This is a genomic window from Acinetobacter sp. 1125_18A, from assembly GCF_052824985.1.
In genome coordinates this window covers 19,766-44,163 of record NZ_VTDG01000005.1, presented here as the reverse complement: position 1 = coordinate 44,163, position 24,398 = coordinate 19,766, and the positions used below count along the sequence as shown (strand labels likewise).

The window sequence follows — 24,398 nt, the reverse complement described above, 5'->3', positions numbered from 1 at the left end:
TGTAAAGATATTTAAAAAATAAATTTGAATGAATACTTTGTAATGAATGGATGCTGATTCTCATTTGTGGTTAATTATGTGAATGTTACATCTATTTTAGTTGTAAAAAATATAAGTACTTAGTTGTTTTTTCACATTTAATGATAAGACTATAGATGAGTTGACAAAAAGCTCGCCAAAAAAATTAATCTTTGTCATGTTTTTCTTAGGAAAATTAGGGCAAATTTGAGTGGTGATGATAGGAATGGGTATTGGTAAAGGATTTTACCTCTCACCTAATAATAAAAGATAAGCTGTGCAAGCGATTGTACACTGGTTATAAAAACTGGAATAACAATGCAAGAACCTGTAAATAATAGATCGGGATTAGGTCTACTCAGTTATCTCTGGAATGAGTGGTTCTCAACCTTTTCCATCCTTATTCTGCTTCTCCTGACCTTGATCATTGGGACAGGGGATATGATTCATGGGCAAATGCTTCGTTTAGGTGAACGCCTATATGGAGATGAAAAAATAGGAATGCAATATTCCTTTTTACGTGCTGAGCCCAACAAACCTTCATGTGACCGCAATGTAGATATCGATAAGCTTGTCAAAGAAAAAATGCAACAGGAAGCCAGTGATCCTGATGCGGCATTTTTTGGTTTAACACCAGAAGCAGATGTTCGCGCTTCATTCGTTTCAGCTCAAACGGATTGTGAACAGAAGTATGCGTTCTATGATAAATCGATCAAACATATGGAAGATCATCCATCCCTTCGTTCATATCGTTCGATGGAAACGGGTTTCTTCTGGATATTGAAATGGGGCTCTGAACATCGCGTACTCATCCTGATTTTGATGGTGGTGATTGCTGCAATTACAGCATCATTGAAGATGCATCATATTGGGCTACGTCCAGCGCGTACTAAGCTTGATTTTAAAGTCTATAATATTGCGATGGTACTGGGGAATGCCTTACTGAGCTTCTCGGTCATTAGCCAATATCGTTCAGTACTCAATTCTGGTGTTGAATCGACCCTTGAAACGATTGGAGTCTATTGGCTATGGATGATCCTGTTCGTTGTCTTGACAGTCATCAGCCTGTTTAAATTATTCCGTACACCAGAAAATGCTGAAGAAGGCGGTAAATTTGGCCTTGCGCTGTTGAGCATACCTTTATATGCCTTTATGGCAATTGTGACAGGTATTGCGTTTACTTTCTTTATGGACTACCCAATGGGGCAAGGTATTTACCTTGGCTTGTTGACTGAATTTTCAAATATCTTCCTTAATTTAGCACTGTTTATTTGGGCAGGGATGTTATTGACCCAAACACGCGTGATGGATCTTTTCTTGGCGATTCTTCGTCCTTGGAACTTAGCGCCTGAAACGTTGACGTGGATCATTTTGATTGGTGCAGCAATTCCAACCGCATATACAGGTGCTTCGGGAATCTTCGTTGTTGCTGCTGGTGCGATTATCTATAAAGAAGTGTGGAATTCAGGTGCACGTCGTCAATATGCATTGGCTGTTTCGGCAATGTCAGGTTCACTGGGTGTTGTATTACGTCCGTGTCTCTTGGTGATTTTAATTTCAATGCTGGATAGCCGTCATGTAACTTCAGACGAGTTATTTGATCATGGTATTTATGTATTCTGGTTAACCGCATTTATTTTCTTAGGGGTGTCGTTATTCCTTGCAGAGAATAAGTTCCGTATTAACTCACCGAAAACTGCTGTCCCAGGTATGTTGCGTGCTTTCGTTCCAGTGCTTCCATATATCTTGATTGTTGCTGTCGTGATTGGCTTCTATCAGTTTGGTCTGGACACGAAAATGGATGAATTTACTGCACCTGTAATTCTTCCAATCATGTTATTGGCATTTATTTTATTTGATAAGTTATTTGGTAATAAATTACCGATACCAGAAAACCCAAATAAAGCGCTTGCTCTAGAGCATGAAAAAAATTCTGAATACTTACGTGAGCATGGTGATACCGCTGAAACAAAACGTGGCTTCCGTAGCGCAATTCGTTTTGCAACATCGGAAAGTGTTGGTCATATTGGTGCGTTAATTATCCTGATGGCGTTGTCTGCAAGTGTTGGTGGTCTGATTGAACGTAGTGAAATCGTGACCATGGTTCCAACGCATCTGGGTAGTATCTTGGTGACACTTGGCTTTATGGCATTGTTACTTGCATTAATTGGTATGACAACAGATCCATTTGGTGCGGTGATTCTTGTTGCTGCGACGATTGCGCCAGTTGCATTTGAAAATGGTATTCATCCGATTCACTTCTGGATGATCGTACTGGTTGCATTTGAGTTTGGTTATGTTACGCCACCTGTTGCGCTCAACCATTTGCTGACGAGGCTCTCGGTCGGTGATGCAGAGGTTGCCGCCGCCGATGCTGAGGCAAAAGCCAAATATACAAGCTTCTACTATCGTTATGAGCGTTGGATCTTGCCAATCGTGGTGCTGTTCTCAGCATTGGTGATTGTGACCTATGCGCCGTACATGTTTAACTTGTTTGACTGGTATGCCAGTAAATAATTGAATGTCTAAAAAGCGCCTTCGGGCGCTTTTTTTCTGTCTGTGGCTTTGAATAGATTTAGTGATCTTTAAATTGAAACTGCTGAATGTACTCACTCGGCGTCAAGCTGGTTTCACGTTTAAACATGGCACTAAAGGCACTGGCACTGTCATAGCCCAAATCAAGTGCAACATTGAAAATAGATTTATTCATTGCCAAATCAGTCATGGCTTGCATCAGCCTTGCCTGACGTACCCAATGACTAAAATGCATATTGGTTTCTTTCTGAAAATGCCGAGTAAGGGTTTTCGGACTAACATGTAAAAATTGGGCGGCATGTTCGAGTGTCCATGTATGGCTGAGATCAAGTTTGATTTCAGCACAAAGCTTTTGCAATTTAATATTTTGTGGCTCAGGTAAGTTAAATGGTAGAACAGGGAGGAGTTCCAACTCATCTAAAATTAGTTCAAGCAATCGTGCTTCACGACTTTGAGGATGGATTGTGGTTTGAATCTGCATCGCTGAGCGAATAAGCTCTTTTAGCAGGGGCGAGATCGTGACAACACGACACTCATTGACTAATTTTGAACGCGCATCTGGCTGAATAAATACACCATAAGCTTGCACATCACCACTGATCAGTAACGCATGAGCCTTATATGCTGGAATCCATACACCGCGTCCCGGTGGCGTGACCCATGTTCCTTCTGTCGTTTGAATACGGAGAACACCAGAAAGCGTATGAATCAGTTGGATACGTTCATGGCTATGCCAATCTTCAATATGCCCATGGGAATAATTTTCAGTAAAGGCATAAATTGGATAATCTAAAAATCCATGATCATAATTATTCCCCACGATTTACTCCTCATTCAATACGGCACTGCCAATCACACATTCGTGGAATTGCTTAGTCCTCAAGCATAATGTCCTTTTTGCGATAGTTGTTGTCATTTTGTCGTACAAATACAAAATGATTATTTTTTAACATGGTTGAATCTTTCTGTATAGGCAGAGCAGCATGTTTCAAAAAGCTTATTTCTACCCATTGTTTGCCATTTTATTTTGGGCTGGAAATGTGATTGTGTCTAAAATGGCAAGTCATGCAATTTCACCTGTGGCGATTACATTTTATCGTTTGGTTTTTGCGCTCGCGGTGATGAGTACTTTTGTATTGATTCCCACTTGGAAAAATCGCCATATTATTCGCCAGTATTGGAAACATTTGGCTTTAGGTGGATTTCTTTCTGTATCCTTATTCCAATTTTTGTCTTATCAAGCAGCGACAACCACAACAGCGACCAATATGGCGATTGTGACAGCATTGATTCCATTATTGACGATTATTTTAAGTACATGGATTTTAAAAGATCAGATTAGCTATGGCTTAGTGATCGGAGGCTTCTTATCATTCTATGGCATTTTGTATTTATTGAGTCATGGGCATATTGCCCAAGTTTTTAGCCAAGGTATGCATCTTGGAGATGGCTTGATGTTGCTTGCCGCAATTGGCTACGCCTTATATGGTGTGCTGTTAAAACGTTGGAAAATGCCGATCCCTGCATGGCAATCGAATTTTGTGATGTCGAGCTTTGCCATCTTATATGTTTTGCCGTTTTTTATCTTTTTACCCGCATCACAAATGCAACTGAATCAACAGACCATTCCTTTGATTTTGTATGCCAGTATTTTCTCATCGATTTTATTGTCTTATCTATGGATTGAAGGTGTAAGACATTTGGGACCCAATAAAAATAGTATTTTTATGAATTTATTGCCTGTGTTTACAGCTTTAATTGCCGTGGTGCTCTTGGGTGAACATTTACAAGTTTTTCATTTGGTTGGTGGTGGTTTAACACTCTGTGGAATTCTATTGGCGCAAATTATCCAAAAGCCAATCCAATGGAAAAAATCAACACAGCAGTCATTGGACTCACTTTAAAATATTGAAATGTCTATTGTTTAAATTGAAAAAAGCCTTAACTTATAAAGAGGTTAAGGCTTTCTGATATCAGATCGTCATTTTTGCACATGATCAAAAATTATTGATTTTGTGCGACCATTTGCTGTTGAAGTAGCTTGATTTGCTCTTCCTTAAGTTTAATCAATTGATCCGCATCAGCATGTTGTGATTTAAGGTTTTGTTGCTGATCATCAAGTTGTTTTTGGATATCTTCTAGTTTAGCCACTTCTTCTTTAGCTAAACTGGCATTTTCAGGAATTTTATCTTTTAAAATGGATGCTTTGACCAATTCTACATTGGCAGCCTCTGAAGCAGCACTTTGTTCAACAGGCGTTGCCACAGGGGGTGCCGTTGCTTCCACTTTCTTCGCAGCAGGTGTAGTCTGATTCAATGGCTCATTGATTTGGGTGCTTTCAGAGGTGTTATTTAACCAGAAAAAAATAGCAATTAAAACGATAACTGCCCCCAACCCGCCTGCAATAATCCACATTAATTTTGAATTGTTTCTTTGTTCTATATGCATTTTATTCGGTCCGATCTATTTTGAAGAGCGAGGCTTGAATTGAATGACCCCAATTTCATCAGGTATAGCAGGTTCTTCAGGCGCATCTACATGGGTAGGGCGATTTTCAGAATATCCACACTCGATGCATTCAATCCATTCAGCATCGCCTTGGGTGAGCATAACAATACGATCCATCGCTTCACATTTTGGACATTTTGCACCAGCAATGAAACGACGTCTAATATTCATACACCCACCACACTTTAAACAATTTTGGCCGTTAGTTTAAGCGTTTTTTTAGCTATTCGTCCAACCTTGATGACGTAATAATGCATCTATTTTAGGTTCACGACCACGGAAATTGATAAATGCATCAAGTGCTGTATCTTTTCCGCCAACTGCAAGGATTGCCTTACGGAACTCTTGTCCAGTTTGGGTATTAAACACACCTTCATTTTCAAAGCGGTCAAAAGCATCACTTGCTAAAACTTCTGCCCATTTATAAGAATAATAACCAGCAGCATAACCGCCCGCAAAAATATGGCTAAAACCATTTTGGAAGCGGTTATAAGGTGCTGTTGCTAAAACTGCATACTTCTGGCGAATATCATCTAAAGTTGCTTGGATTTGTTCGGCATTTAGTGCAGGTGTAAGTTTATGAATGGTTAAATCGAACAGTGCAAACTCAATTTGTCGTAAAGTTTGCATACCTGACTGGAAGAAACGAGCATCGAGTAATGCTTTTAAAAGATGCTCAGGAAGTGAGTCTTTAGATTCAATATGTTCACTGATTAAAGCCAAGCTTTCCGTATCCCATGTCCAAAATTCCATAAACTGGCTAGGTAACTCCACGGCATCCCATGCAACGCCGTGTGTTCCAGCAACTGCAATATTGTCTACTTCGGTCAACATATGGTGTAAGCCATGACCAAACTCATGGAATAAGGTATTGACTTCATCATGCGTTAATAGGGCAGGCTGATCACCGACAGGTGGGGTAAAGTTCCCAACCATATAGCAGATTGGTTTTTGTAACCCCGTTTCGGTTTGCATACGCGAGCGGAAACCACTCATCCATGCACCACCACGTTTACCGTTACGTGCATAGAGGTCAAAGTAAAAACCACCAATCACAGTGCCTTGGTCTTCTAGTTCATAATAATGAGCATCTGTATGCCAAAGTGGTGCTTGGCGTTCAATGACTTGAATTCCATATAAACGATTGACCACATTAAATAAGCCTTGAATCACTTTAGGCGCAGGGAAGTATGGTTTTAAATCTTCCTGAGAAAGGTTGAACTGTTGAACTTTTAGTTTTTCAGAATAATAACCGCTGTCCCAAGATTTTAGCTCATCTATGCCATCTTGTTTGGCAATGGCTTTGAGTTCTTCGATTTCTTTTAATGCAGGTGTACGTGCATGCTCTGCTAAATCAACCAGAAATTGATCAACAGTGGCCACATCGGGTGCCATTTTTGAAGCAAGTGAGTATTCTGCAAAATTGTCAAAACCTAAAAGCTTGGCCATTTCCTGACGTAAGCTGAGGATTTCAACCATCACGGGTGCATTGTCAAATTGCGTATCGCTGGCTTGATCTGAGGCGCGTGTAACATAAGCGTGATAGATTTCTTCACGGAGCGCGCGATCTTCTGCATAGGTCATGATGGCCAAATAAGATGGAATATCTAAGGTAGCAACAGGCTGATCTAGTTCGCGTTGTTGACCATATTGTTTGAGTAATTCAATACTGCCTTGCGGTAGACCTTTAAGCTGATCCGTGGTTAAAGTTTTGCTATAGGCTTGGGTTGAATCCAAAACATGATTAGAAAAATCAGAAGACAGTTGTGATAATCGTGCTGAAATTTCTGCATAGCGTTTTTTAGCCTCACCTTCGAGGGCAACACCTGAAAGTTTAAAATCACGTAAAGCCAGCTTAATTGCACTTTGTTGCGCCGTTGGCAAGTCGCTAAAAATCGCATGACCATAAACATTTTGATAAGTTTGGAACAAAGCAACGTGTTGACCGATCTGGGTGTAGTATTCACTTAGACCTGGCAATAAGGCTTGATAGACTTCACGCGTTTCAGTGTTATTCATCACTGCGTTGAGGTGTGACAAAATTCCCCAAGATTCACTCATGTTATTTTCAAGTGAATCTACATTTTCGATCACTGCAAGTTGTTGTTGAATGCTTTCAGGGACTTGGACCAAGTCATTTAAAAAGTTTTGACCGTCTTGGATGGCTTTTTCAATATTTTGTTTGAGTTGATCTAAACTAATTTGATCAAATTGCGGTACTGGCAACGTTGCCTGTTCTAGTGTCATGAGCTTTATGCCAAATCATTTCTTAAGTTATAGATAGATGTAGGGCTTCTGGCAGGGGAAATCAAGGTGTGACAATAAAATTAACACAGATGTTAATGGACTTGTTTGGTTTTGAGGTTGTATTCAAAAGGGATAGAATATGCGCCCGCATCAAAACTGATGCCCAAAATATCTTTTTTAAGATAAAAGCCATTTGCATTTTTTAGCGCAATAAAATTTCGATCTTCAGCATAGTATCGGTATAGGTATTGCAGATCTGCGCTATCACAGTCATTAGACGTTTTAGAAAGCGTTGCTGTTTTATTTTCAATACATGGGTCAAGTTGCTGAGCAATTTCATTTGAGATTTGTGCTGCAGACAATTGATATTTTTGTAGTATTTGGGACAATGTTGCGAACTGTTTATTTTTTAAATCGATCACATAATACTTTTCACGATAATAGCTTTGTCCGCCTTCAATTTCTAAATGGGTATAAACACTTAAATAGTTTTGATCCTGATAGATCTTTCCTGAACTAAAGTCGATACGTGTAGCATCATCTGCCAAAAGTTCGTGTTTGATCTGTTGGTTGATTTTTTCAAAACCTTTGCCTTGGATAAAGGGAATATTTCCTGAAAAGTCTATGTATTTTGAAGGAATCGCTTGGGTTGTAAAGGTGATGGTTTCAGCAGAAGCTACACAGCTGAGTAGCAGTATTGAGAGTGATAGTATATTTTTAATTTTCATGCTGTTATTTCTAGAGTTATTTGAGTCGCTATAGATGCATTATAAAACAAGGAAGACTCTATGAGGGTACAAGAAAAGTATTTTTAGACGTATTCAAATTTAAAATTTTAATGATAAAAAAGAGAGCCGAAGCTCTCTGATTTTGTGGTAAGTAAAATTACTCAGTCTTTGCTTTTGCGTTCGACTTTTTCTTTTTTGCTTTAGCCTTTTTCTTCACTTTATCTTTAGCCTTTGTTTCAGGCTGAGTTGCAGCACTTTTTCCAGGTTTCTTATTGTAAGAGCTGGGTTTTCCTTTGGGCTTTTTCTTTCGAATGGGACGTTCCCCATCTTCGCTGGCATTCCCACTGTCAGATTCAGATTTAACTTTGACAGGACGTTCAGAAAAAACTTCTTCTTTGGCAACGGGTTTTGCAACACGTGGTGCACGACTACGGATTACACGGCCCGCATGCGACAGTTGTTGTAACAATTCAAAATCAATCTTACGTTCTTCTAGGTTAACCCCAGCAACTTTAATTTTGACTTCGTCACCCAAGCCAAAGGCTTGACCACGATTTTGACCAACTAAATTTTGACTAACTTGGTCATAAACAAAGTAGTCATCGCCCAATTGACTCACGTGAATCATACCATCCACATATAAATCTTTTAGGGTTACGAATAAACCAAATTCAGCGGTTGCACTGATCACACCAACAAATTCTTCGCCTAAATGTTGCTGCATATAGTGACATTTCAGCCATGAAGTAACCGAACGCGAAGCTTCATCTGCACGGCGTTCAGTTGCAGAGAAATGTTCACCCGCATCTTCTAATGCTGCACCTGAAAGAGGATACTTTTTGTTGGTTAAACTGGCTTTAATCGCACGATGTAATAGCAGGTCAGGGTAGCGACGAATTGGTGAAGTGAAATGGGTATATGCTTCATAAGCCAAGCCATAGTGCCCCACATTTTTTGGACCATAGTAGGCTTGCATCATTGAACGTAACAACACCGCATGAATACTCGGTGCATCAATACGATCTTTGGTTGCTTCAATCACCGTTTGATAATCGGCTTGTGTCGGTTGGTCAGGGAATTTAAAGCCCAATAATTTTACAAAGTCTTTTACTTTTTGAATGCGTGAAAACTCTGGTGCTTCATGCACACGATACAACATTGGAACTTCATTTTTTAAGCAATATTCTGCTGCTGCAACGTTAGCAAGCAACATACATTCTTCAATAAGCTTATGCGCAACATTACGTGAACGCGGTAAAATTTCTTTAATTCCACCCAATTCATCAAAAGTCATGTAGGTTTCAACGGTTTCAAATTCCATTGCATGACGTTGTGTACGTAAACCTTTTAAAGTTTCATACAATTGGTAGAGCGTATTGACCGATTTACGGACATCACGATCTTCAGGAATTGCATTGCTGTCGCCATCCAAATATTGTGCAACTTGGGTATAGGTTAAACGTGCTTTTGAATGCATCACTGACGGATAAAATTCAAATTTAGTCACTTTACCAGCACGACTTAAATTTAAATCACACACCATACATAAACGGTCAACATGTGGATTTAAAGAACATAAGCCATTTGAAAGTGCTTCAGGCAACATTGGTAATACATAGTGTGGGAAATACACCGATGTACCACGTTCTTGCGCTTCATCATCTAAAGGTTTACCAACACGGACATAATGACTGACATCTGCAATCGCGACAACGACACGATAGCCACCACCAGGACGTTTTTCCGCATAGACTGCATCATCGAAATCACGTGCGTCTTCACCATCAATGGTGACTAAAGGCAAATCTCGTAAATCTATACGGCCTTGACGATCTTTTGCAGAAGGTTCTTTAAATGCTTCAGCTTCTTTGATGACTTCTTCTGGGAATTCATAAGGTAAACCATATTCTAAAATGGTTTGCGGGATAATGATTTCAGTATCTGCTTTATCCGCCATTGACTGAATCACATGACCTGTCGCAAACTCATCTCGAGTTGGATAGTCATCAATTTCAACACGTAATGCATCGCCTACTTTGGCTTTGGCATGTTCAATCAGTTCTTTTTCTAAAGTTATGGGTTGATGTGCATTGGGAGGTGCAGGTTGAATAAAGTATTCACCTTCAAATTCTGCAACTTTACCGATCAGTTGTTTAACTCGACGTTGAGTCACCTCGGTAATATAGCCCCAAGCTTTACCTTTACGGTCTACAGAAGTTTGTTGGACTTTAACGCGGTCACCATGGAAGACTTGACGTAATTCGCGCTCAGGGAGAAGGAATTCATCTTTCTTACCATCTAAGCTTGCAACGCCTAAACCTTTAGCGTTGACATAAACCGTAGCGTCTAGGGTAGGTTGATCTGCCATCAGCTGATATTTAAAACCATCTTTCATCAACTGACCATCACGCACCATTGCACTTAAACGATGGCTGAGCGCATCTATACTTTTTTGATCGACAATTTCAAGCAGTTCAACAAGATCTGCATGTGACAATGCTTCTTGTTTTCGTTCAATGATTTCTAGGATAAGGGTACGACTTGGAATGGGATTGTCGTAACGCTCAGCTTCAGCTTTGGCTTCAGGATCGACCCAATTTTTCATGATGTATTTGGTTTCTAGTCAGAAGATAGGATTAGCATAAGACATACAGTGGAATACTGCACGTAATTGATTGCAATATTGTGTTTTTAATTTAGTTTTTAGAGAATTTTTCTTGGTATTTGTAGATTGTGATTATTTTACAGCATAAAAAAACAACAAAATGATGAAAATCGCTTAAAAAGTATTTAATTGAGTAAATTTCTCTATTTTTTTTAATGTCATCACTTGCCGAATCGGGTTTTAGTTTGTATTATGGCGGCTCGTTACGGTGAGATGGGTGAGTGGCTGAAACCACATCCCTGCTAAGGATGCATACGGGTAACTGTATCGAGGGTTCGAATCCCTCTCTCACCGCCAACGATTACTTATGACGCGCTCATAGCTCAGCTGGATAGAGCACTTGGCTACGAACTAAGGGGTCGGGAGTTCGAATCTCTCTGAGCGCACCAATAAGTTAATCATGATGTAACGAATGCCTTTTGGCAACACAAGTATTGCGCTCATAGCTCAGCTGGATAGAGCACTTGGCTACGAACTAAGGGGTCGGGAGTTCGAATCTCTCTGAGCGCACCAACTTGAAGAATTAACCGCATACGTTGCGGTTTTTTTGTGCCTGAAATTTAGATCGATGATTTTAGGCCGGTGATTTTAGTTGGTTGAATATATTAATTCTCTTGGCTATTTTTCGAAAAATAAAATAGCTAAATGCAATAAGCCCAATAAAAATGCCAGTTATCTCTAAATAGGAAAAAGTGCTAATTTTAAAAAGAAAAAAGATGCTGATTAAACTTAGACTAAGCCACAATAAACAGAAAAATAGCATTTCATTAAAGAAGAATACTTGAAAGAGCCATTTGCGTAATGCCTTATTTTTAATTCGCGTCAGAAATAAAAACCGATGTTTAAAGCCAAATGAACTGTTTGGCGAGATTTCAGCTTTGGACAGCAGCATTCGATAAAAATGGATCTCATCAAAAGACGCATTGAGTTTATTTTTAACAGGCTGTTGTGTTTTTTCATGATTATTTAACCATCTATCCACCTCAAAACAGGGCAGTAAAGACTCTCCAAAACCATCGATATCTAAATATCGATTTTGGGGTGTTTTAAGTTCAAAAGATTTTGGCAGCCAATATTTGGATGGTGATGGACTTTTGGGATCTCGATGTTTTTCTTCGATGAAATCGATCATATCCACCATTTCATTGTTAGCTTCTATGCTAAATGGATCAATCATCATTGCCATAATATCGGTAATATTAAGCTCGACTGAAAATGTTGGAGTACGTTGTAAATATTGTAAAAATGATTGCGCTAAAGTTGCTACTTTTTCATCATTATAGAGTGCTGACCATATATTGAGTCTGGATTTAAACGTTTCACAGCTTTTTAAGATCGTTGCCCGAAAGACGTAATAGCTTAAGCCATCTTCATCTTGAAGAGTGGTAATGTCTTCAACTTTAAATAAGGCCAACCAAAATAATGGAATCGAGTATTTAACTTCTTGATAGGTTTCATTTTCATCCATTTCACCCGTGGTTCTATCGAGATCGGATGAAATTAAAAGTGTTGAGTAATGTCCCATTTTTTCCTTTTATCATCTGAATTTTTATAGGAATATTTATGAAATAATATAATTGGTAATCTATAAAATTAAATTGTGAATAAACCGTTAGTTCTAATGAACTTGATTCAACCACTCATCGACTTCAGGACAGGGAAGTAGTGTCTCACCAAATCCATCAAGTTGTTTTCTATCCTGAGGTATTTCAAGAGATAATAGTGATAGAGGTGTAATCCAATCATTTGACAATGAATGGTTTTGAGGATTAATTTGAATATTATCAATAAAATTGATTAAATCAGTCATTTCGTTTTTCGCATCTATGCTATTAATATCTAAGTGCATTCCTAGAAGGTCGTTGATATTTAACTCAATTGAAAATGTAGGTATATGTTCTAAATATTGTAAAAATAGTTTTGCTAAAATTTCTGCCTTTTCATCATTATAGAGTTTTGACCATAAATTGAGTCTAGATTTAAACGTTTCACAGCTTTTTAAGATCGTTGCACGGAAGACGTAATAGGTTTCGTTGTATTGATCTTTTAGTGCTGAGATATCTTCTAGCTTAAATAAAGCCAACCAAAATAAAGGAATTAAGTATTTAACTTCTATATATATTTCATCATTGGATTTTTTTTCTTCTGTTTGGTCTAGGTTTGAAGAAATTCGTAAATTCGAGTAGTGTCCCATTTTGTTTTTACTTTTTTATTGAAGTATTAATTGACTAGTATAATAAGACAATTGTGTTTAGATCCAGAACATTTTATAAATTTATACACGTCTATTCTTGTCGCAGAGCAAGGATTGCAACATCTATTCTAGAGCTAAAAACTTTAAAATAATAAAATAACCGAAGCTTTAGAAAGAAGAACATGAAGAAATATACAGATGGATATTATATTTACCAGCATGTTGATTTTATTTGTCATTTCAACCTGCAACAGTGTGATGGCTGTAATCGCACGCTGACAGGTTTTGTCTATGAATTGCAAATCCAAAGTTTAGAAAATGAATCTGTCATCTTCTGTGCTGAATGTATGGAATTGTTAGACGTGGTGAATGCCGAATAATTGCTTCGGGTCGATGATTGTTCAATTTTAACTACGCTTATTTTTCTCACTAAAAAAAGTAAGCATTATCCAGCATTATTTTTATAGAAAAGCTTATCTGATAATCATATTTATTTAGACAAAATTCTCACTGTAAGATAGTTTCAAATCATTTTTTCTGCTTTAGAGCGTAACAATAAAATAATTATTTTGGACGATTTCTTTGAATTGGCAATATATCTACAGTGTGATGCCACAGTTTGCTTCGGCAATGGTGACGACACTCAAAATCTCAATCATCAGTATTATTCTCGCAATATTGGTTGGTTTAATTTGCAGTATTCTCATTACCTATCGGGTACGGGTCTTTGACAAAATTGCCAAAATTTACATTGAATTATCACGCAATACACCCTTATTGATTCAGCTATTTTTTCTCTATTACGGTTTACCAAAACTGGGGATTAAAATTGATGGATTTACCTGTGGGGTCATTGGTCTAACCTTTCTAGGTGGAAGCTATATGGCTGAAGCCTTTCGTGCAGGTTTACAAGCTGTGGCCAAAGGACAAATTGATTCGGGTGAAAGTATTGGACTGAATCCACTGCAAGTTTTTCAATATGTGATTTTCCCTCAAGCTCTAGCAATTTCAATTCCTGCAATTGGTGCAAATTGTTTATTTCTGATTAAAGAAAGTTCTGTGGTGAGTGCCATCGCGGTGGTGGAACTATTGTTTGTCACCAAAGACTTAATTGGTATGGATTATAAAACCACAGAAGCATTGTTTCTCTTGATCATGTCTTATCTGATTATTTTATTGCCTGTGTCTATTCTCACCAGTTATCTGGAATACCGTAGTCGGAAGGTGAGCCATGGAATTTGATTATCTGTTTCAACCCAGCCACCTTGCACGATTACTGGAAGGGCTGTGGGTTACTGCAAAAATAGCCTTTATATCGGTATTTTTTTCAGCAATTTTTGGCACGATTTTCGGTGTCATTATGACGTCAAAAAATTTACTGATTAAAAGTTTGTGTCGACTGTATTTAGAAGCGATTCGGATTATTCCTATTCTGGTTTTATTGTTTGTTTTCTATTTTGGCTTTGCAACATGGTTTAACTGGCAGCTCTCAGCAGTACTGGTATGTATTGTGGTTTTTGTATTGTGGGGGACTGCTGAAATGGGCGATTTAGTCCGTGCTGCCATCACATCGATAGATCAACATCAACGCGATTCTGCACATGCACTTGGCCTGAGTCCTATCCAAACTTTGGGCTATGTGATTTTCCCGCAGAGTTTAAAAAGAGTCACGCCGGGCGCAATCAATTTATTCACGCGTATGATTAAAACCAGCTCCTTGGCAGTGCTGATTGGCGTGGTCGAAGTGATTAAAGTTGGACAGCAAATTATTGAAAATTCGCTGTTAATTGTTCCGAATGCATCTCTTTGGATTTATGGTTTGATCTTTATTTTATATTTCATCATTTGCTATCCCTTATCCCGTTTAGCGACGCATTTAGAAAAAGTTTGGGAGTAATCATGACTTTGTTATCTATACAACATTTACAGAAATCATTTGCAGAAAGTCATATTTTACAAGGCATAGATTTGGACGTAAAACAGGGTGAAGTCGTGGTGATCCTTGGTCCATCGGGATGTGGGAAAAGCACATTGTTACGTTGTATCAATGGCTTGGAAAAAATTCAGGGTGGCACAATCAATTTAGCTGGCTCAGGTGTATTGGGCAAAGATTTAGCGTGGGTGGATGTACGCCAAAAAATTGGCATGGTGTTTCAAAACTATGAACTTTTTGGGCATATGAATGTGATTGATAACATTTTATTAGGTCCTTTAAAAGTTCAAAAACGAACAAGAGCTGAAGCTGAGAAAGTCGCAGACGAATTGTTGAAACGTGTCGGTTTATACGATCGTAAGCGAGATTATCCGCGACAGTTATCGGGTGGGCAAAAGCAACGTATCGCAATTGTGCGTTCATTGGTGATGCGGCCTCAAGTGATTCTGCTAGATGAAATCACCGCTGCTTTAGACCCTGAAATGGTCCGTGAAGTATTAGATGTAGTTTTAAAACTTACACATGAAGGGATGACCATGTTGATCGTGACTCATGAAATGTCTTTTGCCAGAAAAGTCGCAGACCGAATTATTTTTATGGATAAAGGCAAAATTATTGAGCAAGCCACACCTGAACAATTTTTTGAGCATCCACAGACTGAACGGGCAAAAGCCTTTTTAAATATGTTGAATTACTAACAGTAATTTAGACATCAATATTCACCCTAATAGCAACACATAATGATCTATAAAAATGAGGATGTATGGCTTTATCTTATTTAACTCAACCATCGAATTTTTTTAATATTTCCAACGTTGTTAGAACATTGAGTATGGCCTTATGTATGGGAATGTTGAGCGCATGTAGTCAGCCAACTGAACCAAATGCATCAGCGGAGCAAAATACCCAGAATGATCAATCTTTAGATCAGATTAAAAAGCAGGGCGTGTTTCGTGTGGCTGTTTTTGCAGATAATCCACCATTTGGTTATGTGGACAGTGCAGGTAAACCACAAGGTTTTGATATCGCTTTAGCAAAAAGAGTGACCAAAGATTTGCTTGGGGATGAAAATAAAGTTGAATTTGTGGTGACTGAGGCTGCTAACCGTGTGGAGTTTTTAAAATCGGGTAAAGCAGATGCGGTATTTGCCAGCTTTTCAGTCACTCCTGAACGTAAACAAGTGGTTGATTTTGCTCAACCGTATTTAAAGGCTGCTTTAGGCATCGTATCGCCTAAAGCCAAGACGATTACAGATATTCAGCAGCTTGAAGGCAAAACCTTGATCGTCAATAAAGGCTCGACATCAGATATTTATTTCACTAAGAATTACCCAAAAATTAATTTATTAAAGTTTGAACAAAATACTGATGCCTTTAATGCATTGAAAGATGGTCGTGGTGATGCAATTTCTCAAGACAGTACTTATGCCTTGGCATGGGCAGCTGAGAATCCAACATTTACGGCGGGAATTCAACAAATTGGTAATCAAGACTTTATTGCACCTGCAGTGAAAAAGGGCAATAGCCAACTTCTAAATTGGCTCAATACTGAAATTTCAAGCTTACAAAAAACAGGTGAAATTCAGAAGATTTATGATCAGACCTTAAAGCCTGTTTACGGTGGAACTGTGGATGCTCAAGTCTTTTTGGATGTAACACCGAAATAAAAATTGCATTAAAGCGTTTAACTATGAAAAGAAATCATTGTTTAAATATGAAATTAGATCAGAGGAAAATTAAATGAATATATCAATAAAACAGCTGACTCATCTACTTGCGGCTTCAGTGCTTAGCTTAGGGTTAGCGGCGTGTAATAAAAACGCGTCAACAACTGAAAAAGCTGCTGAACCTGAAAAAACCAGCTCAAGTATCGAGCAAATTAAGAAAAATGGTGTGGTTCGTATCGGGGTGTTTAGTGATAAGCCGCCTTTTGGTTACTTGGACGCACAAGGTAAAAACCAAGGTTTTGATGTGGAAATTGCCAAGCATGTTGCCAAAGACCTATTGGGAGATGAAAACAAAGTTCAATTTGTTTTAACGGAAGCTGCCAATCGTGTGGAGTACCTTAAAGCCAATAAGGTGGATATTATTTTTGCCAATTTCACCGTGACACCTGAACGCAAGGAAGTTGTCGATTTTGCCAAGCCTTATTTAAAGGTTTCTTTGGGCGTTGTATCACCTAAAGCTAAGCCGATTACAGATATTGCGCAGCTTAAAGATCAAATTTTATTGGTCAATAAAGGCACGACAGCAGACTCATTCTTTAGCAAATCACATCCTGAAATTAAATTACAAAAGTACGAGCAGAATACAGAGACCTTTGATGCGCTGAAAGATGGACGTGGTGTGGCTTTGGCACATGACAATTTATTGGTACTGGCTTGGGCAAAAGAGAACCCAAATTACACCGTGGGTATTACCAGCTTAGGTCAGCATGATTTAATTGCACCTGCAGTCAAAAAAGGCGATAAAGAATTATTGGATTGGTTGAATCAAGACTTAGAAAAATTATCTAAAGCGGGGGTTATCCAGCAAGCCTATGAAAAGACGTTAAAACCTGTCTACGGTGATAGCATTAATCCAAAAGATTTATTGGTTGAGTAAAACCCTTAAAACTTAAGTTTGCTCTTTAAAAAATATCATCGACTTTAACTGGGAAAACATGATTTGCATTTAATTGATCTTTTTCACAAAGGTATCTTGTGCAAGTAGATGTTTTCCTTTTTTTGTCATAGGTTGCATAAGTGCTAATTCATCACCTGTGTTTTTCTCAAGTAAAATAGAATGTGGTTGATCCTCAGCAAATAAAAATTGCTCACCCCATTGACGTAATGCCACGATGATCGGGAACAGTGCGTAACCTTGTTCAGTGAGCACATATTCCAAATAGGCTGAGCCATTAGAAGCGGGTTGGTTCTTTAGAATTTGAGCATCAATAAGTTTAGCCAAACGATCAGATAAAATATTTTTGGCGACATTTAAATTTTTTTGAAAATCACTAAATCGTTTTACCCCATCAAAAGCTTCGCGAATGATCAATAAAGCCCAACGATCTCCAATCAATTGCACTGACCGTGCAACTGGGCAAGCTTCATATCTGTCTTGATTCATCAGTCGTTCCTTTCATTTTAAAAAATAGACTATAAATCTAGTTGCAATTTAAAACAAGATTGCGTAATTTAATCTGGTTGCAAATTAAAACCGGATTGGTGCAAAATGAACAAAACAGATCATCATCAGCGCAATAAAACAAGAGAACAGCAGCGATCTCAGCTTTCTCCAGCCTTGGTGATGCTGTTGGCGTGTGCTGCTGGATTGAGTGTTGCAAATGTTTATTATGCACAGCCATTGCTGGATTTGATTGCCCAAGATTTTAAATTAGATTATTTGTGGGTGGGGTTAGTTGTTTCATTGACTCAAGTGGGATCAATCATTGCATTAATTTTTATTGTGCCTTTAGGCGATTTATTACCACGAAAATCTTTGATGTTGTTTCAGTCCATCATTTTATGCCTAGCTTTAATCTCGTTGGTTTTTTCAGATCATATTTTCACGTTGTTATTGAGTATGCTGATTGTGGGCATGTTGGGCACAGCGATGACCCAAGGCTTAATTGTTTATGCATCAGTTTTGGCAGCTGCTGATGAACGCGGCAAAATCGTCGGTACAGTCCAAGCTGGTGTATTGATTGGCATACTTTTATCTCGGGTACTGTCTGGTAGTTTAGCGGATTGGTTTGGATGGCAAGGGGTATATATATTCTCTGTACTATGTATGAGTATGATCAGTGTGTTTTTATGGAAATACTTAGCTGTTATCCGTATCGAAAAAGATCCTATTCAGCAATCTACTTATTCCCAGATGATCTTTTCATTGTTTGAACAATTGTTTAAAAATAGAGTGTTACAGATTAGAGGCGTACTTGCTTTCATCATTTTCGTCAATTTAAATCTGTTTTGGAATGCATTGGTATTTCCTTTATCTGTTCAGCCTTTTGAATATTCACATAGCTTGATTGGTTTTTTAGGCATTATTGGTGCTATTGGTGCAGTTATGGCAATCCGTGTTGGTGGGTTGGCTGATCGTGGCTATGCGCAGCGTGTTACACAATATGCGTTTCTATTACTGATCGGAGCTTGGCTCATTTTAACCAGCTTATATTTTTCAATTTGGATTTTTATTTTAGCGATTATTTTATTCGATGTGGCCATTCAATCACTTCATGTGATTAATCAAAGTCTGATCTTCCAAGCCGATATTCGATTACATGGGCGATTGGTTGGTGCTTATATGTTGTTTTATGCATTGGGCAGTGCTGTGGGATCATTACTGGCAACAACACTCTATGGTCATTGGGGATGGTATACCGTGTGTGCGGCTGGAGTCCTATTGAGTGTAGTTGGCTATTTATTTTGGTTGTTTACTGAAAAATATTTAATTCAATTTCAAATGAAACAGCATGCAAGCAGTGTATAAATGCATAAATTCTAGGTTTTTTGTCGATTTAAAGATAAATAGCCCAAATACTAAACACTTGGTGTTTAACTATTGAAATAATCCTTAACAAAAAAATGAAAAGGCGTATAATGCGTCCCATCAAGACGTCGCGCTCATAGCTCAGCTGGATAGAGCACTTGGCTACGAACTAAGGGGTCGGGAGTTCGAATCTCTCTGAGCGCACCAACTTGATAAAATATTTAAAAAAACCGCTTTATTGCGGTTTTTTTGTGCCTAAAAAATGGCACAATGAGTGAGATAATAAAAATAAGGCCAATCATTCATGCATAAATATTTCTCATTGTTTATCGTGCTGTTCATCAGTCAAATGATCGGATGTACCGCCATTCTTTGGAATAACAGTGATTCTGGCAGGTTGGCGACGGGTAAAGTGGTTTCAACCCATACAGATCGTGTGATTGTAGATCAGGATCAAATTGTCGGTTTTGCCTATTTAAAAGAAAATGCTTCCTCAAAACATAGCCATGATAGAAACAATGTAGATCGCTCCTTAATCGTGGTTGGGCAAAAATATGCGTATATGATTGATATTGGAAATAAGGAAATTTTAGAGACCATTCAATCTGATTTAGACCCCAAGTATTGGCGGATCAAACCAGTCCGTCCGAGTGACAAGCATTTTAGCTTGTCTTTAATGCCTGAAAGCGATGATCAAAAAAATCCACAAGCAACTCAATTTAGCGGTGATATTGAACTGTATTATGCAAAAAACAATTTAACTGAACAGGAAGAAAATAGGTTATCTCGACTTGGACTGAGTCAGTACGAATATGGTCAGGAAAACTCTGAATTTTATCAAAGAAAAATTGGATTGGTTGGGCGTATTGTGGGTTTAAACGCTGAAATTAAAAATATGAAATTTCAAAACTTTAATCAGAACTATACGATTGCGATGTATACACAAGGAAAAACCAAATACTCACTACATTCTAAAACACTGTTGCAGAAAGTCGCCTTAACCCCAGTCACTTTAGTCGGTGATCTGGTCGCAATCCCGTTATATTTCCTATTTAATATTGGCACAACAATCAAACATCTGGCTGATTAATTGAGTTTTAAAAGCCCAATCAGCACTACTTTACTTTTTGAGCAAAAATTGCATTTGCACCCAGTGCCGGTAACATTTCATGGTAGGGTAAACTGCGTGCTGCTTTGAGTAGAAATGGTGCTTTTTCATCAATTTTGATGGTGGTGGTCATTTTGAGTAAGGTGTTATTGCCTTGGGGTAAAAATTGAATTTGACCTTTGAGATAACGTAGATCACCGCCATTGGCATAGAAGTTATTTTCAGTGGCTTTGGGATAGCTAAAACGCATTTTAAAATCAAATGGGATGCTAATAACCCCCAATCCGACACTGACTTTAAAGTCTGCATCTTGTCCTTGTGTGTTGATCGCTGTGGTTTTAATACTTTTGATTTGTTTTGGAAAAATTTCTTTATAGGATAAGGGTTGTGTCCAACGTTGTAATTGTAGCGGGGTGGCATTTAAATATTGATAGCTTGTGGTAAAGCGTAAAACTTCCCGACCATGGGTATAAGGTACAGTAACAGGATTAAGTACAATACTGACGGGCTGTTGCGCGTTGGCACTGACCTGAACAATTTTATTGATTTGAGCTGTATTTAATTGTGGGCTAGGCAGTTGCCCTGCATTTAATGCCGTCACTTTTTTAGCCGTGTATTTATTTTTGAGTGCTTCTAAAACAAAGGCGCTCGAACCATTTGGAATCGCCAGTTTTACTTCAGGGAAAGCATTTAAAATTTTCTTAAATAGGAAACCCTGCGGTTGGTTTAAATCGCCCCATTGTGTCAGGGTCACTAAGGTTTTGTTGTCAGCTAAATTGAACCATTCAAATTTCCCTAATGCATAAGGAATTGGGCCATCAATCACCATGGTTGAAATGCTATTTTGTCCAATTTGATGTTGCATCACCACATCTTCATTAAAATTCAATACAGGTATCGGTGTCGGGATGGAAATACGATATTTCAATTGACTGACAGGTCCTGCTGTTTCGATGACTTTTGCTGATTTTAAAGTCGGGAATAACCCAACATATTGCGTGTAATTGCTTAATGTTTTAGCAACTTCTTGGCTACTTACAGGCACAACAATGGCTGCTGTTGAAAATTTAGCTATAGGTTGGGGCTGTTTGCTGAATGTTGGTAGCGACGTCTTGGTCGCTGGATGGGCATAAATTAAGATATTGTCTTGAGCAATTGCCGCAATTTGCTGGGCATTATTGTCAAATGGCTTTAATGCGCTGGGAATATTATCGGTCCAAGTGACCAATTTCGCGAAACTGATTTGATTGATACCGATTAAGAGCACTAGACCGATATTTAAATAAAAAGCTTTCATCACAATTCCTTTTGCGCCTTGATAAGCGGCAATCTTTTGTTTTTATAAAAACCATTTGTATGAAAGACCCTAAAAGGATTCACTTTTAAAAAATAGAGGTGTTCTGTAAAACAAGATGAAAATCCGCATCTCGCTGGAAAAATCTAGTGTAATATCTTGGCATCGTAAAATATTTGTATTGAAGCAACTATGTCAGACACCCAGCCTGCATTATCTGCACGTTATTATCTTAATTTAGAAGAATCTCAAGACGGTTTTAAACTGGCAACTTTTGGTAAAAAGCAAATTAGCCAATTTCTCACGCCTTTGGTCAGCATCGGAATCATGGTTTGGGGGATTTACCTCGGTTTAGAGGGTGTGGGTAAATATTATGTTTGCTTAGGTGCTTTTTTCTTAGTTCTGCAAATGCTGATGCGCTATTGGTTTTTACCGATGATGTTTAAACGCCAATTCGTTAAATATCAATTTGGTAAAAGCGAACAAGGTATTGAATTATTTCAAGACTATATGGAATTATTCAGTAGTGGTCGTCCAAAGCAAGTTCATCATTATTCAGATGTAGATAAATTTGCAGAAGGCAAGCTTACCTATATGATCGAATTAAAAAATCGTACTGTGGTGATTGTGCCTAAACGAGCATTTGCTACACCCGCAGATCAAACGATTTTTATCAATACTTTTAAAAAGTAATTTGGAATTATAAAGTTTTTAACGCTGAGCAATAAGAAGGGAACAATATGAGTACACGTCCATCTAAAATTGTATGTGTCGGTCGTAGTTATGCAGCGCATGCAGCAGAATTAGGTAACGCAATTCCAGATCGTCCAGTCTTATTTATCAAGCCGCCCAGTAGTTTGATTTCATTGCAAGACGGTATCTCTTGGAATGAGGCGTGGGGAAATTGCCACCATGAGTGTGAACTGACGTTACGTATCGACAAGCCACTTAAGGGCGAAACCAATTTAGATAAAGTATTGGATGCGATTGGTGCGGTGACTTTAGGCTTAGATTTAACTTTACGTGATCTCCAAGATGACTTAAAGGGCAAAGGCCAGCCTTGGGAGCGTTCAAAAGCTTTTGATGGCTCATGTGTACTGGCAGATTGGGTCAGTGTGGATGATATTAAAGATTGGTCGGCTGTTACATTTGAATTTGCAGTCAATGATGAAGTTCGACAAAAAGGCGATACGGCTTTATTGATTTTTGATATTGCTTACTTACTTGCAGACATCTGCCAAGTATTCTCTTTAGAACCAGGGGATGTGGTGATGACAGGGACACCAGCAGGTGTTGCAGCATTGGCTTCTGGTGATCAATTGAGTATGACTTTACATGGTCAAAGCCAAGATTTTGTTTGGAAAACTTTTGTAAAATAAGCATTTAAAATTCAAGCAACCCAGTGTTTATTTATAATCAATACGCATTGGGTTTTTTATTATCTACAGTTTTATAAAACAATAATTCATCACTAACTTTTGCGATATATCCCGCTTTATTTATCAGTTGAAATTTACAGCATCGCTATTTTTTAGCTATCGTGCAGAAGCTTGGACGAAACGCTTTGATAGCAAAGAAGCAGAAAAGCTGGATGACTTTGGTAAATTACTACATAACCCAAAGTTAAATTCAGCCCATGCATTTTTAGATCGACATTTAGATTGGTCGGGAAGATTGTTTATTATTAGTATTTAGATCATTCCACTTCATCTACTCAAAATTTAAAAAGTTGATTTAGTGACGCAACAATTTTCTAAACTGGTCTGGGGTACGCATCATCCAACGTTTAAACATATTGATAAAAGCAGAAGCATTGGCATAACCTAAATCCAGTGCAATGCTTTCAACCGTTTTTCCCTCATTGAGCATAGACATGGCTTTCATGACTTTAAGGCGTTGTCGCCATTCATTGAGTGACATTGCCAACTCTTTTTGACTCAGCCTTGCCAAGGTACGTTCAGTCATATTAATCCGTTGGGCTAAAGCCTCTAGCGTACTGTGGTCAGCAGGGTGGGCATGTAAAAAATCCAAAACTTGTTTTAAGGCAGCATGATTGGTATGGGGTAAATAACTACCGATTAACTCAGCATGTTGTAACTGATCAAGTAACACCTGTAATAGTCGCAAATATTCAGGCTCAGATGTTTGCATTGGATGTTGTTTGGTGTGCTGTAAAATCGCTGAAACCAAGGGTGAGGTTAAAAGAATCCCTGCTTGTTGAGGTAAGGCACTACATAACGATTGGTGGATATACAAAGTTGCATGCGAAACAGGAGTCCGATTCAAACCACTATGTTGCGTATTTGGCGGTAACCAAACTCCATATGGAGGTGGCGTAATATAATTAATTTGATCAATATTGACTTCCATCACCCCATTAAAGGCATAAATAAATTCGCCCCAAGCATGCCCATGTTCAGGATAAGCAGACAGTGCAGGATCATGTCGAAAAATTAGCCACAGCGGTGCAACAATTTCATCATTGGTACTGAGTTGAGTCAGTATATTTTTATCGCTTGTTTTTGTTATCGTCATGCAAAGATTGCCTGAATAAAAAGATCTTTTGTCTACTTTGAATTATATCCTATAAAAAAGACAGGTTAATACCATTGTGGTGTCTTTTATCCGTTTTATGCAGTGGTTTTGGCTATTGCGAAATTATAACGATTCATCTAAAAAGTAATATCACTTCC

Annotated in this window: 24 protein-coding genes and 4 tRNA genes; 17 read left to right on the top strand and 11 right to left on the bottom strand. The window is 38.2% G+C overall.

Translation table 11 applies throughout. The features are described from left to right. Window positions 1–336 precede the first annotated feature (336 nt). Window positions 337–2,535: a TRAP transporter large permease subunit gene (locus FY049_RS10475; protein ID WP_151956994.1), complete on the top strand. Its 2,199-nt coding sequence runs from the start codon at window positions 337–339 to the stop codon at window positions 2,533–2,535. Window positions 2,536–2,593: 58 nt separating this feature from the next. Here FY049_RS10475 and FY049_RS10470 read toward each other — a convergent pair whose 3' ends face one another. Continuing rightward, the gene (locus FY049_RS10470; RefSeq protein WP_224964327.1) at window positions 2,594–3,373 is read right to left on the bottom strand and encodes an AraC family transcriptional regulator; all 780 of its coding nucleotides are present in this window, start codon (window positions 3,371–3,373) and stop codon (window positions 2,594–2,596) included. 163 nt (window positions 3,374–3,536) lie between these two features. Here FY049_RS10470 and FY049_RS10465 point away from each other — a divergent pair, with 163 nt between their 5' ends. After that, complete coding sequence (locus tag FY049_RS10465) at window positions 3,537–4,457, top strand: DMT family transporter (protein ID WP_034614348.1); 921 nt, start codon at window positions 3,537–3,539, stop codon at window positions 4,455–4,457. A gap of 100 nt (window positions 4,458–4,557) precedes the next feature. On the opposite strand, the gene FY049_RS10460 is transcribed toward FY049_RS10465, so the two are convergent. From FY049_RS10460 to rnr, 5 genes are all read right to left on the bottom strand, one after another. Continuing rightward, a complete protein-coding gene (locus tag FY049_RS10460) occupies window positions 4,558–5,001 on the bottom strand; it encodes a hypothetical protein (protein WP_446083702.1) in 444 nt (147 codons plus the stop codon). 15 nt (window positions 5,002–5,016) lie between these two features. Beyond that, entirely contained in the window at window positions 5,017–5,226 is a 210-nt protein-coding gene (locus FY049_RS10455) for a YheV family putative zinc ribbon protein (RefSeq protein ID WP_171066870.1), read from the bottom strand. 54 nt (window positions 5,227–5,280) lie between these two features. Further along, the gene (locus tag FY049_RS10450; RefSeq protein WP_446083701.1) at window positions 5,281–7,308 is read right to left on the bottom strand and encodes a M3 family metallopeptidase; all 2,028 of its coding nucleotides are present in this window, start codon (window positions 7,306–7,308) and stop codon (window positions 5,281–5,283) included. Window positions 7,309–7,400: 92 nt separating this feature from the next. Beyond that, window positions 7,401–8,036 (bottom strand): hypothetical protein, encoded by a 636-nt coding sequence (locus tag FY049_RS10445; protein WP_446083700.1) that lies wholly within the window; start codon window positions 8,034–8,036, stop codon window positions 7,401–7,403. Between the two features lie 157 nt (window positions 8,037–8,193). After that, entirely contained in the window at window positions 8,194–10,644 is a 2,451-nt protein-coding gene (rnr, locus tag FY049_RS10440; RefSeq protein WP_446083753.1) for a ribonuclease R, read from the bottom strand. Between the two features lie 264 nt (window positions 10,645–10,908). Here rnr and FY049_RS10435 point away from each other — a divergent pair. The 3 genes from FY049_RS10435 to FY049_RS10425 all read left to right on the top strand — a co-directional run bounded on the left by FY049_RS10435 (window position 10,909) and on the right by FY049_RS10425 (window position 11,214). Continuing rightward, window positions 10,909–10,998, top strand: a tRNA-Ser gene (locus FY049_RS10435). A gap of 15 nt (window positions 10,999–11,013) precedes the next feature. Further along, window positions 11,014–11,090, top strand: a tRNA-Arg gene (locus FY049_RS10430). Window positions 11,091–11,137: 47 nt separating this feature from the next. Beyond that, window positions 11,138–11,214 (top strand) — tRNA-Arg (locus FY049_RS10425). A 61-nt stretch (window positions 11,215–11,275) separates the two neighbouring features. On the opposite strand, the gene FY049_RS10420 is transcribed toward FY049_RS10425, so the two are convergent. Then, the gene (locus FY049_RS10420) at window positions 11,276–12,226 is read right to left on the bottom strand and encodes a hypothetical protein (RefSeq protein WP_446083699.1); all 951 of its coding nucleotides are present in this window, start codon (window positions 12,224–12,226) and stop codon (window positions 11,276–11,278) included. Between the two features lie 93 nt (window positions 12,227–12,319). Continuing rightward, window positions 12,320–12,895: a hypothetical protein gene (locus FY049_RS10415; protein ID WP_327857796.1), complete on the bottom strand. Its 576-nt coding sequence runs from the start codon at window positions 12,893–12,895 to the stop codon at window positions 12,320–12,322. A 182-nt stretch (window positions 12,896–13,077) separates the two neighbouring features. Between FY049_RS10415 and FY049_RS10410 the strand changes: the two genes are divergently transcribed. From FY049_RS10410 to FY049_RS10385, 6 genes are all read left to right on the top strand, one after another. Then, window positions 13,078–13,275 carry a hypothetical protein gene (locus tag FY049_RS10410; protein WP_004816901.1) on the top strand — a complete coding sequence of 66 codons (198 nt, stop codon included), beginning with the start codon at window positions 13,078–13,080 and terminating at the stop codon, window positions 13,273–13,275. Between the two features lie 202 nt (window positions 13,276–13,477). Next, on the top strand, window positions 13,478–14,137 hold the full coding sequence (locus FY049_RS10405) for an amino acid ABC transporter permease (protein WP_215904355.1): 660 nt from the start codon (window positions 13,478–13,480) through the stop codon (window positions 14,135–14,137). Then, window positions 14,127–14,792, top strand: coding sequence for an amino acid ABC transporter permease (locus FY049_RS10400; protein WP_004816904.1), 666 nt, complete (start codon window positions 14,127–14,129; stop codon window positions 14,790–14,792). Before FY049_RS10405 ends, FY049_RS10400 begins: the two co-directional genes overlap by 11 nt. 2 nt (window positions 14,793–14,794) lie before the next feature. Then, window positions 14,795–15,526, top strand: coding sequence for an amino acid ABC transporter ATP-binding protein (locus FY049_RS10395; protein WP_446083698.1), 732 nt, complete (start codon window positions 14,795–14,797; stop codon window positions 15,524–15,526). Window positions 15,527–15,660: 134 nt separating this feature from the next. After that, window positions 15,661–16,494, top strand: a complete 834-nt coding sequence (locus FY049_RS10390) for a cysteine ABC transporter substrate-binding protein (RefSeq protein ID WP_411171920.1) — start codon at window positions 15,661–15,663, stop codon at window positions 16,492–16,494. A gap of 73 nt (window positions 16,495–16,567) precedes the next feature. Next, a complete protein-coding gene (locus FY049_RS10385) occupies window positions 16,568–17,431 on the top strand; it encodes a cysteine ABC transporter substrate-binding protein (RefSeq protein ID WP_446083697.1) in 864 nt (287 codons plus the stop codon). Window positions 17,432–17,500: 69 nt separating this feature from the next. On the opposite strand, the gene FY049_RS10380 is transcribed toward FY049_RS10385, so the two are convergent. Beyond that, the gene (locus tag FY049_RS10380; protein ID WP_446083696.1) at window positions 17,501–17,938 is read right to left on the bottom strand and encodes a winged helix-turn-helix transcriptional regulator; all 438 of its coding nucleotides are present in this window, start codon (window positions 17,936–17,938) and stop codon (window positions 17,501–17,503) included. Window positions 17,939–18,043: 105 nt separating this feature from the next. Here FY049_RS10380 and FY049_RS10375 point away from each other — a divergent pair, with 105 nt between their 5' ends. The 3 genes from FY049_RS10375 (at window position 18,044) to FY049_RS10365 (ending at window position 20,393) form a co-directional block, all read left to right on the top strand. Continuing rightward, the gene (locus FY049_RS10375) at window positions 18,044–19,303 is read left to right on the top strand and encodes an MFS transporter (RefSeq protein WP_446083695.1); all 1,260 of its coding nucleotides are present in this window, start codon (window positions 18,044–18,046) and stop codon (window positions 19,301–19,303) included. Between the two features lie 130 nt (window positions 19,304–19,433). After that, window positions 19,434–19,510 (top strand) — tRNA-Arg (locus tag FY049_RS10370). 97 nt (window positions 19,511–19,607) lie between these two features. Next, on the top strand, window positions 19,608–20,393 hold the full coding sequence (locus FY049_RS10365; RefSeq protein WP_446083694.1) for a hypothetical protein: 786 nt from the start codon (window positions 19,608–19,610) through the stop codon (window positions 20,391–20,393). Window positions 20,394–20,418: 25 nt separating this feature from the next. On the opposite strand, the gene FY049_RS10360 is transcribed toward FY049_RS10365, so the two are convergent. Continuing rightward, complete coding sequence (locus FY049_RS10360; protein WP_419355556.1) at window positions 20,419–21,708, bottom strand: SRPBCC family protein; 1,290 nt, start codon at window positions 21,706–21,708, stop codon at window positions 20,419–20,421. A gap of 189 nt (window positions 21,709–21,897) precedes the next feature. Between FY049_RS10360 and FY049_RS10355 the strand changes: the two genes are divergently transcribed. The 3 genes from FY049_RS10355 to FY049_RS10345 all read left to right on the top strand — a co-directional run bounded on the left by FY049_RS10355 (window position 21,898) and on the right by FY049_RS10345 (window position 23,400). Continuing rightward, window positions 21,898–22,398 (top strand): YcxB family protein, encoded by a 501-nt coding sequence (locus tag FY049_RS10355; protein ID WP_419355557.1) that lies wholly within the window; start codon window positions 21,898–21,900, stop codon window positions 22,396–22,398. A 47-nt stretch (window positions 22,399–22,445) separates the two neighbouring features. Continuing rightward, complete coding sequence (locus FY049_RS10350; RefSeq protein WP_446083693.1) at window positions 22,446–23,084, top strand: fumarylacetoacetate hydrolase family protein; 639 nt, start codon at window positions 22,446–22,448, stop codon at window positions 23,082–23,084. A gap of 127 nt (window positions 23,085–23,211) precedes the next feature. Beyond that, on the top strand, window positions 23,212–23,400 hold the full coding sequence (locus FY049_RS10345; protein WP_446083692.1) for a hypothetical protein: 189 nt from the start codon (window positions 23,212–23,214) through the stop codon (window positions 23,398–23,400). Window positions 23,401–23,439: 39 nt separating this feature from the next. Here the strand turns inward: FY049_RS10345 and FY049_RS10340 are convergent, their stop codons facing one another. After that, the gene (locus FY049_RS10340; protein WP_446083691.1) at window positions 23,440–24,240 is read right to left on the bottom strand and encodes an AraC family transcriptional regulator; all 801 of its coding nucleotides are present in this window, start codon (window positions 24,238–24,240) and stop codon (window positions 23,440–23,442) included. Window positions 24,241–24,398 lie beyond the last annotated feature (158 nt).

Coding starts and splice junctions, on each gene's coding strand:
- FY049_RS10415 (WP_327857796.1), bottom strand. CDS start 12,895: ATGGGACACTACTCGAATTTACGAATTTCTTCAAACCTAGACCAAACA.
- FY049_RS10340 (WP_446083691.1), bottom strand. CDS start 24,240: ATGACGATAACAAAAACAAGCGATAAAAATATACTGACTCAACTCAGT.
- FY049_RS10385 (WP_446083697.1), top strand. CDS start 16,568: ATGAATATATCAATAAAACAGCTGACTCATCTACTTGCGGCTTCAGTG.
- FY049_RS10395 (WP_446083698.1), top strand. CDS start 14,795: ATGACTTTGTTATCTATACAACATTTACAGAAATCATTTGCAGAAAGT.
- FY049_RS10355 (WP_419355557.1), top strand. CDS start 21,898: ATGTCAGACACCCAGCCTGCATTATCTGCACGTTATTATCTTAATTTA.
- FY049_RS10375 (WP_446083695.1), top strand. CDS start 18,044: ATGAACAAAACAGATCATCATCAGCGCAATAAAACAAGAGAACAGCAG.
- FY049_RS10350 (WP_446083693.1), top strand. CDS start 22,446: ATGAGTACACGTCCATCTAAAATTGTATGTGTCGGTCGTAGTTATGCA.
- FY049_RS10410 (WP_004816901.1), top strand. CDS start 13,078: ATGAAGAAATATACAGATGGATATTATATTTACCAGCATGTTGATTTT.
- FY049_RS10390 (WP_411171920.1), top strand. CDS start 15,661: ATGGCCTTATGTATGGGAATGTTGAGCGCATGTAGTCAGCCAACTGAA.
- FY049_RS10380 (WP_446083696.1), bottom strand. CDS start 17,938: ATGAATCAAGACAGATATGAAGCTTGCCCAGTTGCACGGTCAGTGCAA.
- FY049_RS10445 (WP_446083700.1), bottom strand. CDS start 8,036: ATGAAAATTAAAAATATACTATCACTCTCAATACTGCTACTCAGCTGT.
- FY049_RS10400 (WP_004816904.1), top strand. CDS start 14,127: ATGGAATTTGATTATCTGTTTCAACCCAGCCACCTTGCACGATTACTG.
- FY049_RS10465 (WP_034614348.1), top strand. CDS start 3,537: ATGTTTCAAAAAGCTTATTTCTACCCATTGTTTGCCATTTTATTTTGG.
- FY049_RS10475 (WP_151956994.1), top strand. CDS start 337: ATGCAAGAACCTGTAAATAATAGATCGGGATTAGGTCTACTCAGTTAT.
- FY049_RS10420 (WP_446083699.1), bottom strand. CDS start 12,226: ATGGGACATTACTCAACACTTTTAATTTCATCCGATCTCGATAGAACC.
- FY049_RS10450 (WP_446083701.1), bottom strand. CDS start 7,308: ATGACACTAGAACAGGCAACGTTGCCAGTACCGCAATTTGATCAAATT.
- FY049_RS10365 (WP_446083694.1), top strand. CDS start 19,608: ATGCATAAATATTTCTCATTGTTTATCGTGCTGTTCATCAGTCAAATG.
- FY049_RS10460 (WP_446083702.1), bottom strand. CDS start 5,001: ATGCATATAGAACAAAGAAACAATTCAAAATTAATGTGGATTATTGCA.
- FY049_RS10360 (WP_419355556.1), bottom strand. CDS start 21,708: ATGAAAGCTTTTTATTTAAATATCGGTCTAGTGCTCTTAATCGGTATC.